Source organism: Chromohalobacter sp. 296-RDG (assembly GCF_029889885.1).
Lineage (GTDB): Bacteria > Pseudomonadota > Gammaproteobacteria > Pseudomonadales > Halomonadaceae > Chromohalobacter.
Window position 1 is genome coordinate 1 of sequence record NZ_JARANY010000008.1, and the last position, 18,337, is coordinate 18,337.

An 18,337-nucleotide genomic window follows, 5' to 3' on the forward strand; every position below is an offset into this window, starting at 1 on the left:
TCCTCGAGATAGACGGCCGTCATCACGCCCACCGGAAAGCATACCGCCATGGTGACCAGCATGGTCATTACCGTCCCGATAGCCGCCGAGGCAATCCCCGCCATCTCCGGCATCTTGGAATCACCGGTGGTAAAGAAGGTGGCATTGAACTTCAGGGCCGCACGCCCCTCTTCGACCAAGGCCTGGAGTGTTTCCTTGTCGGCGGGACGCAATCGGTCTTCATTGCCCTTGAGATACTGATCGACACGACTATCGGCGATGACCCACTGAGTCTGCGTCGTGCCCATCAACGCCGGATTGTTTTCCATCTTCTGCGGCAAGGGCCGGAAAAACCCGCGCGAGATCAGTGGGCGCACATCTTCGTCGACGGCGGCCAACGGTAACTTCCGGGACTGCTCGTCGTAGCTGACCTCGACCTGTATCTGCGCTTGCTGGAAAGCGGGCCATCCGCGCGCCACCATGTCGGAAATGAAGACCACCAGAAAAGCCGCCGACAGTATCAAGGCGCCCATGGTCATCCATTTCATGCGCGCCGAACGCCGATGGCGTTTCTTGAGCTGCGCGGAAATTTCTTCGAACGATTGGCTCATGCTCTCGACCTATCGGATTACAGGTTGTTGACGCGATACTTCTCGCGGAAGCGGCGAATCATGAAGACCGATACCACATTCAGCGTCAGCGTCACGATGAACAGCACCAGTCCCAGGGCAAAGGCCGAGAGTGTCTGTGCGCTTTCGAATTCCTGATCGCCGGTCAGTGCCGCCACGATACTCACCGTCACGGTCGTCATATCTTCCAGGGGGTTGGCGGTCAGGTTGGGACGCATGCCAGCCGCCATGACCACGATCATGGTTTCTCCCAGGGCCCGCGAAACGGCCAGCAGCGATGCCGAGATGATGCCCGGCGCGGCGGCGGGTACCACCACGTTGCGTACCATTTCACTCTTGGTGATCCCTAGCGCCAAGGCGCCTTCGCGCAGGCTATTGGGCACCGAGTTGATGACATCGTCGGAAAGCGAGGAAATGAACGGAATGATCATGATGCCCATCACCAGCCCCGGCGCCAGCGCATTGGAATAGGAGGCATCCAGCCCGAACAATCCGGCGATATCCACCACCAACGGGGCCACGGTCAAGGCCGCGAACACGCCATAGACAACGGTGGGGATCCCCGCCAGCACTTCGATGACCGGCTTGGCCGCCTTGCGAACGCGCATGGGTGCAAACTCGACCATGTAAACGGCTGCGCCCAGGCCAAACGGAATCGCCACCAACATGGCGATCAAGGTAATCATGAATGTCCCGGCAAAGAGCGGAATCGACCCAAACTGAGCGGCACTGCCACCCTCGTCGCCCCGCCCAGCGGCGGATAGGAAACTTGCCCCTGGATTCCAAGTCGTACCGGTTACGAAGTCCCAGAAGCTGTGCATCTGGAAGAAGCGTAGCGCCTCGCTGATGATCGACAGCAAAATGCCCAGCGTCGTGAGAATCGAGATCATCGCTGCGGCGGCCAACAGCTTACGAATCACTCCTTCAATAGCGCGCCGGGCATGAAAATCGGAGCGCACCTGATTCAATCCCATGACCAGGCCAATCAAGGCAATGACCAGGCTCGCCGCCAACAGATAAGACGTGGGGATCTCCGCCCCCATCAGTAATAGGGCGAAGGCCCCCAAGGCGCTGACCAGAAGCGCCGGCCCGGCGGTAACGAGTACCGCAAACCAGGCATATTGATCCGGCTGTGCGTGCATCAACGTACCCGCCGCGCGTACACGCGAGGCTTTCGCCCGGCTCAGGATAAAGGCCACTCCGCCGAGTCCCACGAGGACTGCACCAAACAGCAGGAAGACGATATTCGTCGACATATCGGTCTCTCAGACAAATGTTGCTCCCTTGGGAGCCACTACCCCCTAGGGCCCATCAAGCAAATGAGCCGGCAGCGAGAGCTGCCGGCCACTTCATAGGTCCGCGGACGGCCTTACTGCAGGTCGCTGAGCTCGAGGCTCTCGCGATTTTCGACATCGCTGCGCGCCTGCTCACGCGCATCCTTGGGCAAAGAGATGAGCCCTAGTCCCTTGAGATAACCCATCGGGCTAATCATCTGCTCGCTCATGAACAAGTCGACGTAGGGATACAAGGCCGGCACGTTGTCGGCATGCTGATTCTTGACATAGAAGAAAAGTGAGCGTGACACCGGATACTCACCGGAGCTGATGGCTTCAGGCTTGGGCGACACACCGTCGATGCTCGCGGCCGTCAGGGAGTCGGCATTTTCTTCAAGGAAGGAGTAGCCGAAGATACCGAACGAGGTCGTGTTCTCCTGGAGACGCTGAACGATGAGGTTGTCGTTCTCGCCAGCGTCGACATAGGGACCGTCCTGACGGATATCAGTATAGCCCTCACCGCCGTATGCTTCCATGTCCTCGGAAGCGGCTTCCATCACCAACTCTTCGAAGGCATCACGCGTTCCGGAGGTGGTCGGCGGGCCGTATACCATGATCTCGCGGTCCGGCAGCGAGGAGTCGATATCGCTCCACTTGGTGTAGGGGTTGTCGACCAGCTCTCCGTCCTGGGGCACCTTGGCGGCCAGTGCCAGGAAGAGCTGCTCGCGGGTGAAATTGACCGGCTCATTGGCGTTGGACTCGGCGAACGCAATGCCGTCATAGCCGATTCTAGCCTCGGTGATATCGGTCACGCCGTTTTCCTGGCAACGCTCGAACTCGGAAGGCTTCATGCGGCGCGAGGCGTTGGTGATATCCGGCGTGTCCAGTCCGACCCCGTTGCAGAACAAGCGCAAGCCGCCACCTGAGCCCGTGGACTCGATAACGGGCGTTGGATAATCGGTGGTCGCGCCGAACTCCTCGACGACATAGCTAGCGAACGGATAGACGGTGCTGGAACCGACGATACGTAGCTGTTCGCGTTCCTGCGCTTGAGCGACACCCGCGACGCTCATCACGGCAGCGGTCAGTGCAGTGCTCTTCAAGACACGGCTCTTGAGGATACGGTTCATGCGGGTAACTCCTGTCGATGAGAGTGTTCAACCTTCGCGACACCTAAGATGCCCAATGAAGATGACAGCTTCATGACAGGAGTGAACGCATTTTTCCCTAACGACTGGCGACTGCTTCTTCGCTTGCGCTCCCGCGTAGCGCTCGACCGGCCAGCAAGCGCACACCAATATTGCCCAGCAACGAGGCACCGAGCATCGTCAACACCGTCGGCCAGGCACTGGCGATTTCGAAGGCCCCCACCAGCATGCCGGCGAACGCACCACTGGAAAATTGCAGGCATCCTTGTAGAGCCGTCGCCGTGGCACTCATCTTGGGGAAATGATCGAGCATCGACGACATGGCGTTCGGCGCGATCAGCCCCTGCATCCCGACGAAAATGACCATCAACGGCGCCACGTTGTAGATCGAATCCAACCCCGAGAGGATCAACGCTACCAGGGCCACGCCAGCACACAGTTGGATGCCCAATCCAACGACGAGGTTCTGCTGCGGGGTACGCTTCTTCAGCAGATGAATGTTGAGCCGATTGGAAGACGCCATGACCAGGATGTTAGCCCCGAACACAAAGGGATAGACCGCCGCCGATAATCCGTAATGCTCCATGTACAGATAAGGCGAGCCGGTGATGAATGCGAACATGCCCGCGAATGACATCGACACCGCACAGATATACCCCATCGCCTCGCGATGACGAATCACGTTGGCATAGTTGCCCAGCACCTGGCGTGGCGACGGCGCATCGGGATCGCGCCCGTGGGTCTCAGGAAGCTTGGTGCCAAGAAAAAACAACAGGAATGCCGCGTACAAGGCCAGAAACAGGAAAATCGACTGCCAATTGAAGATACCCAGCAGCACACTCCCCACCGTGGGCGCCACGAGCGGCGCCAGCATCAGGATCATCGCCATGGTCGACATCACCTTGGCGGCCTCGCGCCCACTGAAACAGTCACGCACGATGGCCGCCGAGTTGACCACACAGGCGCCACCCCCCAGTGCCTGGATGAACCGCAATCCCCACAGTGTCTCCAGGGACGAGACCTGCATGATCCCCAGGCTGGCGAGCAAGAACACCACCAGGCCGGTCAACAGCACCGGGCGCCGGCCCAAGCGATCCGATAGCGGCCCACACAACAGTTGTCCGATGGCGAACCCGAACAGGAACACGCTCAGCGACAGCTCGGTATGGTGAACGCTGGCGTTCACCGCCTCGGCAAGCGTGGGCATGGCAGGCAAGTAGGCATCGATGGCAAAAGGCGCTAAAGCGGTGTTGGCCGCCACCAGGAAGGCCAATCGCCGCGCATTGATTTGAGTCACGACATCTCCCGAAAAACATACGTCGACGCACCGATGCCCTGAAGGCTCGGCACTCGATCATGAAGAAGGCTAAAGGCTAGTACGTTCATCATAGCCGATAACTGTTGCGCTGGGGACCGAGTACAGACCGTGTGTCCATAAACCGCAACAATCCCGCGCCATCATGGCAGTCACCTTGCAGCGCTCGACAAATTTTTCACGAACCTGCATGCCTTCAATCTCACAAAACGACAGGGACTGCTCACCATGCGCGTTTCTTTGCTCCGCCGTTTACCGCCCTTGACGATCCGCTCCATCAGCATGCTGGTGCTGGGCGCATTCAGCATGATAGTGGTGGCCGTCGGTTTGCTGGGAGGGTATGCGCTAAATGTCGGCCAACAAGCCTTCGACACGCTCGACCATCTCAACGCCGAACGCACCACCGTTCTCGATGAAGTCTATGTGGATACACTACGTGCCCAGTTGGCCATGAATCGTGCCGCCTCGCTGATCGAACGGCCGTCGTTCGATTCTCCGGGGCCGGTCCTCGACGAAGCCGAAACCTTGATGAACCAAGCAAGCGATGCCTTCGAGCGCCTCGACCCCGCATCTTCCTCGCCCGAGCTCGAGGCGTTGGGTCAACGCTTCCACTCGCTGTTCAATACCGGAATGTCCCTACAATTGATGCAGCTTCAGGAGGCCAACGAACGACTTTCAAACGGTGACAACGCGGCACGCGATCTCAGCGGCTATCGCTCCGGCCAGTCGCGTCTACACGATATGAATGCCGCCTTCATGGAGAGTGCCGATGCCTTCAAGGCCACTAGCCAGCAGCAAGGCACGGCCCTGGTCGACGACTTCGGCGTCATGGCTAACACGCTACGGCTATTGATCGGTGCAGCCATTGTCACCTCGCTGATCGCTATCGCGCTTGTCATGTGGGGCATTACACGCCGCGTGGTGGCACCACTCAACGGGCTGATCGAACATTTCGAGCGCATTGCCGAAGGGCGTCTGGATAGCCCGGTCACTGCCCGTGGACAACGCGACGTTCGCCGCCTGTTCGAAGCGCTCGATGGTATGCGCCAGCGCCTCGCCGCCAACGTCGGCGAGGTGCGTACCCGCAGCCAGACAATTCACCGCGATACCCAGCGCATTGCCGAAGACAGCCAGACCTTGTCCGCGCGAACCGAGCGGCAAGCCGCCGCTCTGGAAGAGACCGCCGCCAGCATGACACAACTGACAGCTACCGTGGGGCGCAACACCGAACACGCCGAGCAAGCCGTTACCCTGGCCGCCACGGCCTCGCACTCGGCCGAACGCGGTCAGACAGCGGTTTCACACGTCACCACCACGATGGACAACATCTACACCGATTCGCGTCAGGTCGAGGATATCGTCGCCATGATCGACTCGCTGGCTTTCCAGACCAACCTCCTGGCGTTAAATGCATCGGTCGAAGCGGCACGCGCCGGGCAACACGGCAGAGGATTTTCGGTCGTCGCCAATGAGGTCAGGCGCCTTGCCAGTCAAAGCGCCGATGCCGCACGCGAGATTCGCACGCTCACCGACAACGCCCGACGCAATGTTGAAATCGGGCGCCAGCGCGTCGCGGAAACCGGCGCCACCATCGGCGAGCTCGTCGCGTCCGTCGAACAGACGGCACAGCTCATGCGCGACATTGCCGACGCCAGCCAGGAGCAACATCAGGGCATTGAACAAATCGACCGCGCCATCGAGCAATTGGAACAACTTACCCAGGACAATGCCCACATGGCCAGTCAAGCCACGCATGCTGCCACGACGCTAGGGAAGGAAACGACCCGGCTTGAAGCCTCGGTACGCGAATTCGTGCTCGAGGATACCGACGTCAGGCCCACCGCCTCGTCATCGCACGACATCTCGCCGGCCCCTCGGGACAGCACCGCCTCCACAGCGACTCAGCCCCCGGCACTCACCACCGCCGTATGACGCAAGGCACATGTCTCGAGTAAATGACCCGAGGCTTTCAGCGGTGCGCCTTGGAACAATCCTCGTCGGATTTCTGCTCTTCGAGCAGGTCGACCAGCGGCTGGAACTCGTCACGGTTATGATCGCTCATGCGCATGAGGATGCGGTGTGCTTCGAGGATGCGTTGCTGCAGGTCATGCTTGTCGGCATTCACTTGGGGAAGCTCATCGAGACTCGCTGGCTCGGTGAGCGGTGCCTCTAGCAAGGTGAAGTAGCGTGAAAACCCCATGACGTCGAGCATGCGGCGCACATCGGGATGCTCAGCGACGATGGTCGGCGGCTGCTCGAGACGCCCCTGGACAGCCATCGCCACTTTGGCCAGAAAGCCCAGCGCCGAGGAATCGACATTGGTCGCCTCACGCAGGTCGATCATCACCGCGACAAGGCCCGGACTCTCGGCCACGCGCTGCGCCTGCTGATCGAGCGTCGCGCATAACGTCAGACGCACGTCACCACTGAGCTTGAGCACGAACACACCGGCGTCGAACGCCGCCTGAATACGCCCTTCATGCATGGTCGAATCCACTCAAAGTCATCATGGTGAGATCATCCGGCAATTCATCGCCCAGCACGAATCCGTCTTTCAACGCGTCCACCGAGTCACAAGCCGCAATCCGGTGTTTCAGTGCCTCGAGACGCTGATCGAGGTTATCGCCGCCCAGGCACTCCAGGATGCCATCGGAGCAAAGCCAAAGGCGGAATCGTTCTGGCAATGTACAACCATAGGTGGGGAACTCGACATGGGGAAACAAGCCCACCGGCGGCCCCGCGCCCTCGAGCACGCTGACGTCGCGATCCACTTGCAAAAAGGGCATCGGCATCTGCGCGCCGAGCGAATAGTGGAGATAGCGTTGCTCATGGTCAAGCACCCCGGCAAACACCGTGGCATGTTTGCCGATCCCCGTCTCCAACAGCTCGCGGTTGAGCTCCGTCAGGCAGCGTGCGGGGAAGGTCTCAGCCTCCTGCAACCGCCACTGAGTCAGCCAACGATTGCTGAGATACTTGAGCAGCACGGTTACAAAAGCCGACGACGCCCCGTGCCCCGAGACATCGACGAAATAAAAGAAACTGTAGCGCGCATCGCAACGCTGAAAGTCCAGAAAGTCGCCCGACAGATAAAGCGACGGCGCTAGCCAGTAATCGGCCCTCACCCCATGCAGCGTTATCGGGCTGGCAGGCAGCAGCTTACGCTGGATCTGCCAACCGGCCTGCTGGTCGAGCCGTAACATAGCCAAATGAGTTTCCAGGCTTTCATTGAGCTCAGCCAGGCGTTGGCGGTCGCGTGCGTGCTCCTGGGCCAACCGATGATGTTCGATGGAGCGCTCGATCAAGCGACGCAAGATATCGCCATGGCATTCCGGCTCAACCAGATAGTCGACCAAACCGGCGTCCACGGCCTGCAGCAGGTCGCTGTCGAGGCGTGTCTCGCTGATAACGATGGTCGGCCAGCGTGCGGCCAACATGGTCCAGTCATCCCGTGCCACCGCTCGCACATGGGCGACTACCAAGGCCACGTCCTCGGGTAACGCGTCTACCGACGTCGTCGTCAATACGGCAAACTGCCCACTTCCAATGAGACGCGCCAGCGCATCTCGCGATGCGCCGGGCGTGTCGAGCAGACCGATCAGAGTACGTGCGTTGGCCATGCGAGGGCCTCGGGATCAATCGGCGAAGGCGTCTTCGTCGTATTCGAAATCGTCGCCGAAGTCACCACTGGCGAAGGGGTCTTCTCCCGTTTCACCGTCGTTGACCTCATAGCGCCGGTTCTGGAGATACGCATCACGAATGAAGCTGTAACGATCGCCGCTAATCAACTCTTCGCGGTCGAGAAGTCCCGCTCGGGTATCGATGAGATCGACGAAGCGCAAACCATAGCGCACCGAATCTTCTTCGACATAGGTTACCGGGTCGGTATACCAATCCACGGGTAATCCCGAGGCATGGCGCAACGTGCGTCCGCCCAGCACCGGCAAGACCACGTAAGGGCCTTCGCCGACGCCCCAGGTGGCCAACGTCTGGCCGAAATCTTCTTCGCGTTCGGCAAGGCCCATGCGTGATGCCGGGTCGAGAATGCCGCCGATCCCCAGGATGGAATTGATCACGAAACGCCCGGACGCCAAGCCGGCGTTGGCCCACTTCCACTGCAATACGCTGTTGACCGTGGTGCCGATCTCTCCCAAGTTGCTGAAGAAATTGCCAACCCCCGACTGAACCGGCTCGGGGGTTACATAGTCATACCCTTGAGCGACGGGCTTTAACGCATAACGATCCAGTGTATCGTTGAAAGCGAACACCTTACGGTTATACCCCTCCCAGGGGTCGTCGGGATTAGCGTCCGTCTGGCCCTGCGTCGCGCAGCCGCTTACCGCCGCCGCCATGCATGCCACGGCCAGCCACTTGGTCATTTTCATCAAGCCTTTACCTTCTGCAATAATATACTGCCCGCACTGTAGCCCGCTCCGAACGAACAGACCACCCCAACATCCCCCACGGCCAGATTGTCGCGATGCAGATGCAAGGCGATGATCGAACCAGCGGAACTGGTGTTGGCATAGCGATCGAGAATCACCGGCGCCTCGCTTTCATCGGGGTCGCGCCCCAACACGCGCCGTGCGATCACATCGTTCATATGTCGATTGGCCTGATGCAGCCACAACCGCTTGAGATCACGGGGTGCCACATTCTGCGCTTCGAGGTGTGCGCCAATCAATTCGGTCACCAGCGGACACACCTCCTTGAAGACTCGACGACCATCCTGCACGAATAACTTGTCGGCGACGAACGCCGGCTCGGCGTCGACTCTGTGCTCCGTCACCCGGTCGAGAAAGCCGAAATTGTTGCGAATCGCGTTCGAGAAACGCGTCACCAGGCGCGTGCTCATGATCTCGAAGCGCTCCTCCGCTTGCGCCACATCGTCGGCCTCCAGCAGGACCGCAGTGCACGCATCACCGAAGATGAAGTGACTATCGCGGTCACGGAAGTTGAGATGCGCCGAGCAGATCTCAGGGCTCACCACCAACACACGCCTGGCACTGCCGGCACGGATTGCATTGTTGGCCACATCGATGGCGAACGTCGCGCTGGAGCACGCCACGTTCATGTCAAAGGCGTGCCCATCAGCGCCCAATGCTGCCTGTACCTCCACGGCAATGGCCGGATACGCGCGCTGCAGGTTGGAACACGCTACAATCACCATATCCAGCTCGCTGGGCGCAACCTCGGCATTGGACAGCGCCTGGTGCGCCGCTGCCACCCCCATTTCGGCCTGCACGGAGAGCTCGTCATTAGCGCGTGGCGACAATTGTGGGCGCATGCGGTCGGGATCGAGGATCCCCGCCGCTTCGACCACGTAGCGACTCTGAATCCCCGACGCCTTGACGATGAACTCGCTGCTCGAATGTTCGAGTGGCTCACGGTGTCCGTCGCGAATCGCCTCATGATGGCGCGCGTTTTCACGGTCCACCCAGGCATTGAACGAGGCCACTAACGTCGCGTTGTCGATGGCATTGGGGGGTGTGTAAAGCCCCGTTCCGGTGATGGCCGCGTGCGTCATGAGCGTGCTCCCAGGTGCGTTTGACGTGTAGACGTTAGGGGCGCGGTGTCACTGCTGACGTCCCGTCAGCTCCGCCCAGCGACGTTCGAGGCGCTTGACCGAGACCGGCGCCAGAGTGCCGAGCTGCTGGGCGAACAACGACACCCGCAATTCTTCAAGCCACCAGCCGAACTCAACGAACTGCGGATTGCGGCGTCCCTCGCGCTGATCGGCATCGCGCCGCGCGTGCAAGCGCTCCTCGAATTCGTGTACCTGATGCATGGCCGCCTGATCGCGATTGCGTTCACGCGGTGCCTTCTCGAGCCGGATCAGCGCCGCCTGCATATAGCGCGGATACTGCTCGAGCCAGGCCTCGGCATCGCTGATGAAACCGGGATGTACCAGGCGGCTCATCTGGGCTTTCAAATCACTATAGACCAGAGCCAGGGACAAATTGAGGTTACCCTTGAGTGCCTTGGTCACCTCGAGATGCCCTTCCAGGGCCTTCTGGAGGGTCGCGACCAGGGATTCGGCATGCGCGACGAGGTCGCCGCGCGTAGCCTCGATGCGCGACTCCAGGACCTGACGATCGCGCGGCAATGGATCCACGGCGACGACTTGCAGGAAGACCGCTTCGATCAGGTCATCGACGAGTTGTTGCTTGCTGCCCACCTTGGCGAACAGCAACGCACAGCGATCCACACCCTCGAGCTCGCGGGCAAGATAGCGCACCTGCTCGGGCAAGCGCAGCATTGCCGCGCGCTTGATACCATGACGGTGCACCGCGTACGCCTTGTCTGGATGATCGAACGATTCGATGGCCAGGCTATCACCCTGATCGACCAGCGCCGGATAGGCCTCGACGCGAATGCCCGCCTGCTGAGTGGAACGCGATTCGGGAATCGCCTGTTCCGGTAGTTCCGCCAAGGCCTCGGCCGTCGGCCCGCTCGCCGCCAGTGCCTTGGCGCCTTGACTCGCCGCCTCGTCGAAACGCTGCTTGAGAGCGCCCAGGTCGCGTCCTTCGCCAAGTATCTTGCCATCGTGATCGACCACGCGCAGATTCATGACCAGATGCGCCTCGAGGGCCTCGGTGTGCCAGTCATCGGGGCCCAGGCGCACGCCGGTACGCCGGCGCAGGAACTCACCCAGCGCCTCGGTCAGCGGACGCTCATCGGGCACCAGCGTTGCCAGGGCGGCATCCACCCAATCGGGAATCGGCACCACCTGGCGGCGAATCGCCTTGGGTAGCGTCTTGAGCAACGCGATGCACTTCTCGCGCAACATTCCCGGCACCAGCCATTCGAGGCGTCCTTCGGGGAGTTGCGAGAGCATCGCCGCCGGCACCGTCAGAGTCACGCCATCATCGGGCTGCCTGGGCGCGAAATGATAGCTGAGCGGGTAACGCACGCCATTGTGCACCAGCACATCGGGATAGGCCTCTTGCGTGATCTCTTCAGCGTCACGCGCCATCAGCGTATCGCGGTCGAGCTTGAGCACCTCGGGGGCCTCATGCTCGGCTTTCTTGCGCCAGCGCTCGAAGCTGCGAGTGCCGGCGACGTCCGCCGGCAAGCGCGCATCGTAGAAGGCGAACAGCGTCTCCTCGTCGACCAGGATATCGCGCTTGCGGACGCGATCCTCGAGCTCCTCGACGTCGTCGATCAAGGCACGATTGTGCTGGAAGAAATCAGCCTGGCTGCGATATTCACCCTCCACCAGAGCGCGGCGGATGAAGAGTTCGCGCGCTTCCGCCGGCGCCACCTTGGCGTAGTCGATGCGCCGCCCGGTGACGATGGGCAGGCCGAACAAGGTGACCTGCTCGAAAGCCACGACCTGGCCACGCTTCATTTCCCAATGCGGTTCGCTGTGGCTGCGCTTGATCAGATGCTCGGCCATGGGCTCGACCCAGTCCGGTTGGATGCGCGCCACATCACGCGCATACAGCCGCGAGGTTTCTACCAACTCGCCGGCCATGACCCACTTGGGCGTCTTCTTGGCCAGCCCCGAGCCGGGATGAATCATGAACTTGCGATTGCGTGCGCCCAGATACTCGCGATTTTCCTGCAGCGTCCCCAGGTGCGAAAGCAGCCCAGAGAGCAGCGCCTTGTGCAGGCGTTCACCGTCGACACGAGGATGCGCCGTCGCGGGGGCATCTTCCTTGGGCGGCAGCACCGCGCTGGAAGATTCGAGCCCCATGTCACGGGTCAATTGCTTGAGCTGGCGAAAAGTATCGTGCCACTCGCGCAAGCGCAGATAACTCAGATAGTTGTCACGACACCAGCGCCGTAGCTGGTTGCCGGACAAGGTCTCGCGCGCATGCTCGACGCCATGCCAGAGGTTCAGCCAGGCCGTGAAGTCGGATTCGGGGTCCTGCCACTGGCGATGTTGCTGATCGGCGGCCTGACGCTTGTCGGCCGGGCGGTCACGCGGGTCCTGGGCGGCCAGTGCACTGACCACGATCAAGGTTTCGCGCAGGCTGCCATGCTCGGCGCCGGCCAGCACCATGCGCGCCAGGCGTGGGTCGATGGGCAAACGGGCCAGGCGCCGCCCCAGCTCACTCAGACGATTCCCGGCATTCACCGCCCCCAGCTCATAGAGCAGGCGATAACCGTCCTTGACGAAGCGCGAGTCCGGCACATCGACGAAGGGAAACGCTTCGATGTCGCCAAGCTTGAGTGCCAGCATCGACAGGATCACCGAGGCCAGATTGGTGCGCTGGATCTCGGGTTCGGTATAGGTCGGCCGCGCCAGGAAATCTTCCTCGCTGTAAAGGCGAATACACACACCCTCGCTGATGCGCCCACAACGCCCCTTGCGCTGATCGGCACTCGCCTGGCTGACGGGCTCGATGGGCAGCCGCTGGACCTTGGCGCGGTAGCTGTAACGACTCATGCGCACCAGGCCAGGGTCGATGACATAACGAATGCCCGGCACGGTCAGCGAGGTTTCGGCGACGTTGGTGGCCAACACGATGCGGCGCCCGGTGTGCGACTGAAACACGCGATTCTGCTCGGCGTTGGAGAGTCGCGCATAGAGCGGCAGGATCTCGGTGCCCCGAAGATCGGCACGCCGCAGGGTATCCGCCGTCTCGCGGATCTCGCGCTCACCGGGCAGAAAGATCAGCACATCGCGCGGTCCGCTGAACCAGCCTCGCTCGCGCTCGATGGCCTCGACCTCTTCCACCGCATGCAGGATGCCTTCCTGCAGGGAGCGGTCTTCCTCGTCGTCGGCATCACGGACCAGCGGCCGATAGAACACATCCACCGGGTAGGTGCGCCCCGAGACCTCGATCACCGGTGCCGGCTTGCCTTCACGTCCAAAATGTTGACTGAAACGTTCGACGTCGATGGTCGCCGAGGTAATGATGATCTTGAGGTCCGGGCGCCGTTCGGTGAGACGCTTGAGATAACCGAGCAGAAAGTCGATGTTGAGACTGCGCTCATGAGCCTCGTCGATGATGATCGCCTCGTAGCGCTCGAGATCCGGGTCGTTCTGCGTCTCGGCAAGCAGGATGCCATCGGTCATCAGCTTGACCAGCGTGCGCTCATCAGTCTGGTCGGTAAAACGCACCTGGTAGCCGACTTGCGCCCCCAGTGGCACTTCCAGTTCTTCGGCGAGACGCGTGGCAACGGTACGCGCCGCCAGACGCCGTGGCTGCGTATGGCCGATCAGGCCACGCCGCCCCAGCCCCAACTCGAGACACAGTTTGGGCAGTTGGGTGGTCTTGCCCGAGCCAGTTTCTCCGGCCACCACGACAATCTGGTGTTCGTCGAGCGCCGCCAGCAGGTCATCACGGCGCTCGACCACGGGCAGCTCTTCGGGATAACGCAGGGTCAGCGGCTGGGCACGCCGCGCCGCCAAGGCCTCGCGCGAGCGCGCCAGACGGGCTTCGATCTCGCGCAGCGAACGGTCGATGGGTTTGCCACCCCGCGCGCGTCCTACCAGCTTGTCGAGACGCCGCCCCTGATCGCGGGCGTCGCGCAGCAGGCAGTCGTCGAGTTGCGCGCGCAGGTGCGCCAGTTGATCGTGGGCATCGCTCGTCGGTGTCGTGCTCAAGGGCGCCTCATGAAATCAGCAAAACGGCTCGTCTCCACAGGAAGACGAGCCGTCAATTGTAACGCCAAGCCCGACCTCACGCCTATGTTGCCCCGTCACCTGGCGCCGATTCTTTGCTGTCCTGGCTATCGCGTAGCTCGCGACGTAATACCTTGCCGACATTGGTCTTGGGCAGTTCATCGCGAAATTCGATGAGCTTGGGCACCTTGTAGGCGGAAAGTTCCTGCTTGCACCAGGCGCGCAACGTCTCGGCATCCAATGCCTCATCGCGGCTCACCACGAAGAGCTTGATCGCCTCGCCGGAGGCATCGTCGGGCACGCCGATGGCAGCGACCTCGATCACATCCTCGTGCGTGGCCACCACGTCCTCGATTTCGTTGGGATAGACGTTGAAGCCGGAGACGATGATCATGTCCTTCTTGCGGTCGACGATACGCACGTAGTCGTCTTCCTGAATCACGGCGATATCACCGGTGCGGATCCAGCTCTCGGCGTCCAGCGTCCTGGCGGTATCCTCGGGGCGATTCCAATACCCTTTCATCACCTGCGGGCCCTGCACGCACAACTCGCCAGGGTCGCCCCGCGCAACCTCTTCGCCTTCGGGGCCGATCACCTTGATCGAGGTGCCCGGCACCGGCTTGCCGATAGTGCCCAGTTGAATACCGTCCGGCGGATTGACGCATACGATGGGCGAGGTCTCGGTCATCCCGTAACCTTCCAGGATCGCGCAGCCCGTCACCTCTTCCCAACGTTTCGCGGCGGCCTTGGTCAGCGCCATGCCACCGGAGATAGTCAGCTTGAGACGCGAGAAATCCAGGGCGCGGAAGTCTTCACGCTGGCAGAGCGCATTGAATAACGTATTGAGCCCCACGAAACCGGTGTAATCGGTCTTGCGCAGCGTCTTGATGAAGCCGTCGATATCGCGCGGATTGGGAATCAGCACGGTATGATTGCCGGTGATCATGGTGAACAGGCAATTCACCGTAAAGGTGTAGATATGATAAACGGGCAACGGCGCGATGATCGTCTCGCGCCCTTCCTCGATCAGCCCGGCGATCATCTGTCGCGTCTGCAGCATGTTGGCGATCAGGTTGCGATGCGTGAGCATGGTGCCCTTGGCCACGCCGGTAGTACCACCGGTGTACTGCAACACGGCCACATCGTCGGTCTGGCATATGGCGGCGTCACTCGATTGCCCTCGCCCGCGTGTCAGAGCATCGCGAAAGCGCGTCGCCTCGGGCAATGTGTAGCGCGGCACCATCTTCTTGACGTGCTTGACCACGGCATTGATCAGCGTGCGCTTGGGAAAGTCATGCATGTCGCCGAGCTCGGTCACCAACACGTGACGAATCGCCGTGCGCGGCAGTATTCGCTCGAGCTTGTCGGCCATGTTGGCGAGAATCAGGATTGCCTTGACGTCGGCATCCTGAAATTGATGTGCCATCTCACGCTCGGTATACAGCGGGTTGGTATTGACCACCACCAGCCCAGCGCGTATGGCGCCGAAGATCGCCACAGGAAACTGCAGCACATTGGGCAACTGGATAGCGATGCGATCCCCCTGGACGAGATCGGTTTCCTCGCTGAGCCAGGCGGCGAAATCCCGCGAGAGGCGCTCGAGCTCCGCATAGCTCAGCGTTTGCCCCATGCAGGTAAATGCCGGCTTGTCGGCGAAGCGCCCGCAGGTGTGGACGAACACCTCGTTGACCGAGGCGAACTCCTCCATTCCTTCGAGAGGCGGACCGGAAACGACCGGCGAGGTGGCGTGGCTCATCATATATCTCCGCTGACCGAATCGACTTCAGAGGATGCCGATATTTATTATTGAATCTCGCGCCTGGGTGATGCTGAAAAAATACAGGCTCTCCGCAAGATAGCGCGACACAAGCGACTACACCAGCCGGCTCGGCGCACATGATGAAACATTGTTCGATAATCTGTCGGACAACATCCTTGGTGGATCCGTTTCCGTTATACCAGGTCAGCATGAATTAAAACACTCGATTGAAACTAACGTTCAATAGCGATCATCGACACATATCCATAAAAACGGTTCACGAGGGCCGGAAGACAAAAAGCCCCGGCACCATGCCGAGGCTCTGAATCTTGTCGATGGTCATAACTGCGGTTCGTGCCGCTGACGATGACGACGCCGGCGGGAACGCCGACCCAGCCTCCACAAGAGTGCCAGCGCCAATAATAGCGCGGCGAACACCGCCCAGGTCGTGGGACGCTTGGCGTAGGGTTCGACATGCGGTCGCAGCGCCTGCCACTCGTCACCGGCCTTATCCCATAACGCGCCGGCCAGGGTGATCAAATTGCCCTCTTCGCGCGCATCGCTTTCATCCTCTTGAATGGTGGCAGCATCGTCGTCCGGCAACGCTTCGGCCCGCGGCCCATCGCCATCGACATCGGCCCCGGAGACGCCGATACGCGCCTCGGGATTGAGGCGTAACGCAGGCAAGGCAATGGACCAGGTGCGATCATCGAGTGTCACCGACACATCAAGATCCAGCGGCACCGATTGCTGGGGATCGACCTCCGGCAGCGCTACCTGCCATGTCCGCTTGCCATCGGGCACCACGTCGAGCGTTTCGCCCAAAAGGTCCGCCGATATCTGCGTGTTGTCGACGTTCAGGCGCGGATGCTGCGCTTCCAGGGTGACTTGCGTGGCGTCGTCGTTCAGCGTCGCGGTCACGGGGGTGACGACATTGACGCCCTGCACGCGCTCGCGCTGCCATGAATCGCTATCGGCGTTAAGCACCAAGCGAGCATTGCCTGTCTCCTCGGGCGCCGCCAGCGTACCCGTGAAGTGCCCATCGCCACCCGCTTTCAAGGACGTGGAGGCCAGCGTTTCGTCATCGAGCCCGCGCAACTCTCCCCGAAGGCGCACGTCTTCCGGCAACATATCGCCCTCGAGGGTCTCACCCTCACGGGATAGCCAGACATCGAGCGGTACATCGAAGCCCAGATACAAGGTCGGTGGCAGAGTATCACTGCGCAATTGCAGCGGCGACTCGATGCTCACGCGGCTATCGCGTCCCACCGACCCTTCGATATGCCACTCGCCCACCTGCGGTTCGGGCACGCGGATCAGGTCATAACGCGGGTTGCTCTGCCAGAGCATGTCATCGGGATGATCGTCTCGTGTATAACGCGCACCGTCGGGACCGACCAGAGCGATCTCGGGAGCGTCCTCGTCGTGAAACAGCAGCGCATTGAAGCCCTCGACCTCGTCATCGACATCGAAGCTTCCCTTTTCAAGCGGCAACTGGTCGCTGGGCACGATGCGCTCGAGCACATCGAGAAACGCCCGCAGCAATGCTTCAGGCGTTTCGGCCACCGCCGCCAAGCCACCTGTCGTCTGGGATATCCGCTCGAGCAGCTCGCGATCCACGTTATGCGAGAGCGCAATGGTATGCACCACCACATCGCGCGAGGCAAGCTCAGGCGCCAGCGAGGCCAGCAATGTCTCGCGCGACGCCGTATCGCGGGTGCGTTTTTCCTCGCCACTCCCCGGCAGATCGACCATGCCGTCGGTCAACAGCATCACATGGCGCTTGCCCCCCGGCGCATCGGTGGCATCACGCAGCACCCCTTCGATATCCGTGAACTGCTGATAGTCGACCAGTTGCGGTGCCAGCGACCGAGCACGCTGCCGCCATTGGGCGTCGACCTTTCCGTCGGGCAAGGGATTGCGCACCTGAGAGCCGAATGTCCACACCGAACCACGCGCCTGCGAAGGCAACAAGGTCGCCGCCAATTGCAGGGCAGAGGCTCTCAGGTTGCCGGGATCGTTGGCTTTCATGCTCCCCGAGACGTCGAAAATCATGCGGACATCCGGCGTCCGGGATGCGGTGGAATCCTGTGCCCAGACCAGGGGCGGGAGCCCCCCAACAATGCACAACAACAGCAACGTGAACAGCGCTCGCATGACCCTTCCTTCTTTTGTAATGCGGATATCAGAGCGTTTCAGTTGAGCACCGGCTCGCGACGCTGAGCGGCATCGTTCCGCGAATCTTCGGAGGACGACTTACGCTGCTTGCCACCACCGCGGGGGGCGTCGTTATCACCACCGCTATTGCGACGCCGGCGCCATATCCACATCAGCGCACCTAGCACGCCGCCTATCGCCATGCCGACCAACAACAGCGGCGTGGCCACGGCAAGCTGGCCACCATCGCCCTGCAAGACGCCCACCGCCGTGACGACGATGGCCGGCGCGAGGCCGGAATAATGCTCACCGTCCTCCAGCAAGGGCGAGGTAAATGGCGCCACCGCCCATAACATCCCCGCAACCGCACCCGTGACGATCCAACGCGGTAAATTGGGCAAAAAGCGCACCCCGAGGTAGCCGGTGACCAGCACCAGAAGCGATAATACAAAGTAACTAAGCCACAACTGTGGCAAGGAATCGGAAATCAGCATCGCGTCCT

The 18,337-nt window shown here is 61.1% G+C and carries 13 protein-coding genes; 1 reads left to right on the forward strand and 12 read right to left on the reverse strand.

The features are described 5' to 3' along the window. From OP495_RS05030 to OP495_RS05045, 4 genes are all read right to left on the reverse strand, one after another. On the reverse strand, window positions 1-590 hold a 590-nt coding region (locus tag OP495_RS05030), incomplete at its 3' end, for a DUF3333 domain-containing protein (RefSeq protein WP_280567619.1). 17 nt (window positions 591-607) lie between these two features. Beyond that, window positions 608-1,864 (reverse strand): phosphate ABC transporter permease subunit PstC, encoded by a 1,257-nt coding sequence (pstC, locus tag OP495_RS05035; protein ID WP_280561434.1) that lies wholly within the window; start codon window positions 1,862-1,864, stop codon window positions 608-610. Window positions 1,865-1,977: 113 nt separating this feature from the next. After that, window positions 1,978-3,012, reverse strand: a complete 1,035-nt coding sequence (locus tag OP495_RS05040; protein ID WP_280567621.1) for a PstS family phosphate ABC transporter substrate-binding protein — start codon at window positions 3,010-3,012, stop codon at window positions 1,978-1,980. 97 nt (window positions 3,013-3,109) lie between these two features. Further along, window positions 3,110-4,327, reverse strand: a complete 1,218-nt coding sequence (locus OP495_RS05045) for a Bcr/CflA family multidrug efflux MFS transporter (RefSeq protein WP_280561437.1) — start codon at window positions 4,325-4,327, stop codon at window positions 3,110-3,112. Between the two features lie 246 nt (window positions 4,328-4,573). Between OP495_RS05045 and OP495_RS05050 the strand changes: the two genes are divergently transcribed. Next, entirely contained in the window at window positions 4,574-6,277 is a 1,704-nt protein-coding gene (locus tag OP495_RS05050) for a methyl-accepting chemotaxis protein (protein WP_280567623.1), read from the forward strand. A 37-nt stretch (window positions 6,278-6,314) separates the two neighbouring features. Here OP495_RS05050 and OP495_RS05055 read toward each other — a convergent pair whose 3' ends face one another. From OP495_RS05055 to OP495_RS05090, 8 genes are all read right to left on the reverse strand, one after another. Continuing rightward, window positions 6,315-6,830, reverse strand: a complete 516-nt coding sequence (locus OP495_RS05055) for an STAS domain-containing protein (RefSeq protein ID WP_280561439.1) — start codon at window positions 6,828-6,830, stop codon at window positions 6,315-6,317. Next, complete coding sequence (locus tag OP495_RS05060) at window positions 6,823-7,962, reverse strand: PP2C family protein-serine/threonine phosphatase (protein WP_280567625.1); 1,140 nt, start codon at window positions 7,960-7,962, stop codon at window positions 6,823-6,825. The genes OP495_RS05055 and OP495_RS05060 overlap by 8 nt, the downstream gene beginning before the upstream one ends. A 15-nt stretch (window positions 7,963-7,977) precedes the next feature. Continuing rightward, window positions 7,978-8,727 (reverse strand): VacJ family lipoprotein, encoded by a 750-nt coding sequence (locus OP495_RS05065; protein WP_280561441.1) that lies wholly within the window; start codon window positions 8,725-8,727, stop codon window positions 7,978-7,980. Next, complete coding sequence (locus tag OP495_RS05070; protein WP_280567626.1) at window positions 8,727-9,869, reverse strand: beta-ketoacyl-ACP synthase III; 1,143 nt, start codon at window positions 9,867-9,869, stop codon at window positions 8,727-8,729. The genes OP495_RS05065 and OP495_RS05070 overlap by 1 nt, the downstream gene beginning before the upstream one ends. A gap of 48 nt (window positions 9,870-9,917) precedes the next feature. Beyond that, window positions 9,918-13,901, reverse strand: coding sequence for an ATP-dependent RNA helicase HrpA (hrpA, locus tag OP495_RS05075; RefSeq protein WP_280567627.1), 3,984 nt, complete (start codon window positions 13,899-13,901; stop codon window positions 9,918-9,920). A gap of 82 nt (window positions 13,902-13,983) precedes the next feature. After that, window positions 13,984-15,678, reverse strand: coding sequence for an AMP-binding protein (locus tag OP495_RS05080; RefSeq protein WP_280567629.1), 1,695 nt, complete (start codon window positions 15,676-15,678; stop codon window positions 13,984-13,986). Window positions 15,679-16,017: 339 nt separating this feature from the next. Next, complete coding sequence (locus OP495_RS05085; RefSeq protein ID WP_280567631.1) at window positions 16,018-17,835, reverse strand: vWA domain-containing protein; 1,818 nt, start codon at window positions 17,833-17,835, stop codon at window positions 16,018-16,020. Window positions 17,836-17,873: 38 nt separating this feature from the next. After that, window positions 17,874-18,329 (reverse strand): hypothetical protein, encoded by a 456-nt coding sequence (locus OP495_RS05090; protein WP_280561447.1) that lies wholly within the window; start codon window positions 18,327-18,329, stop codon window positions 17,874-17,876. Between the last annotated feature and the right edge of the window lie 8 nt (window positions 18,330-18,337).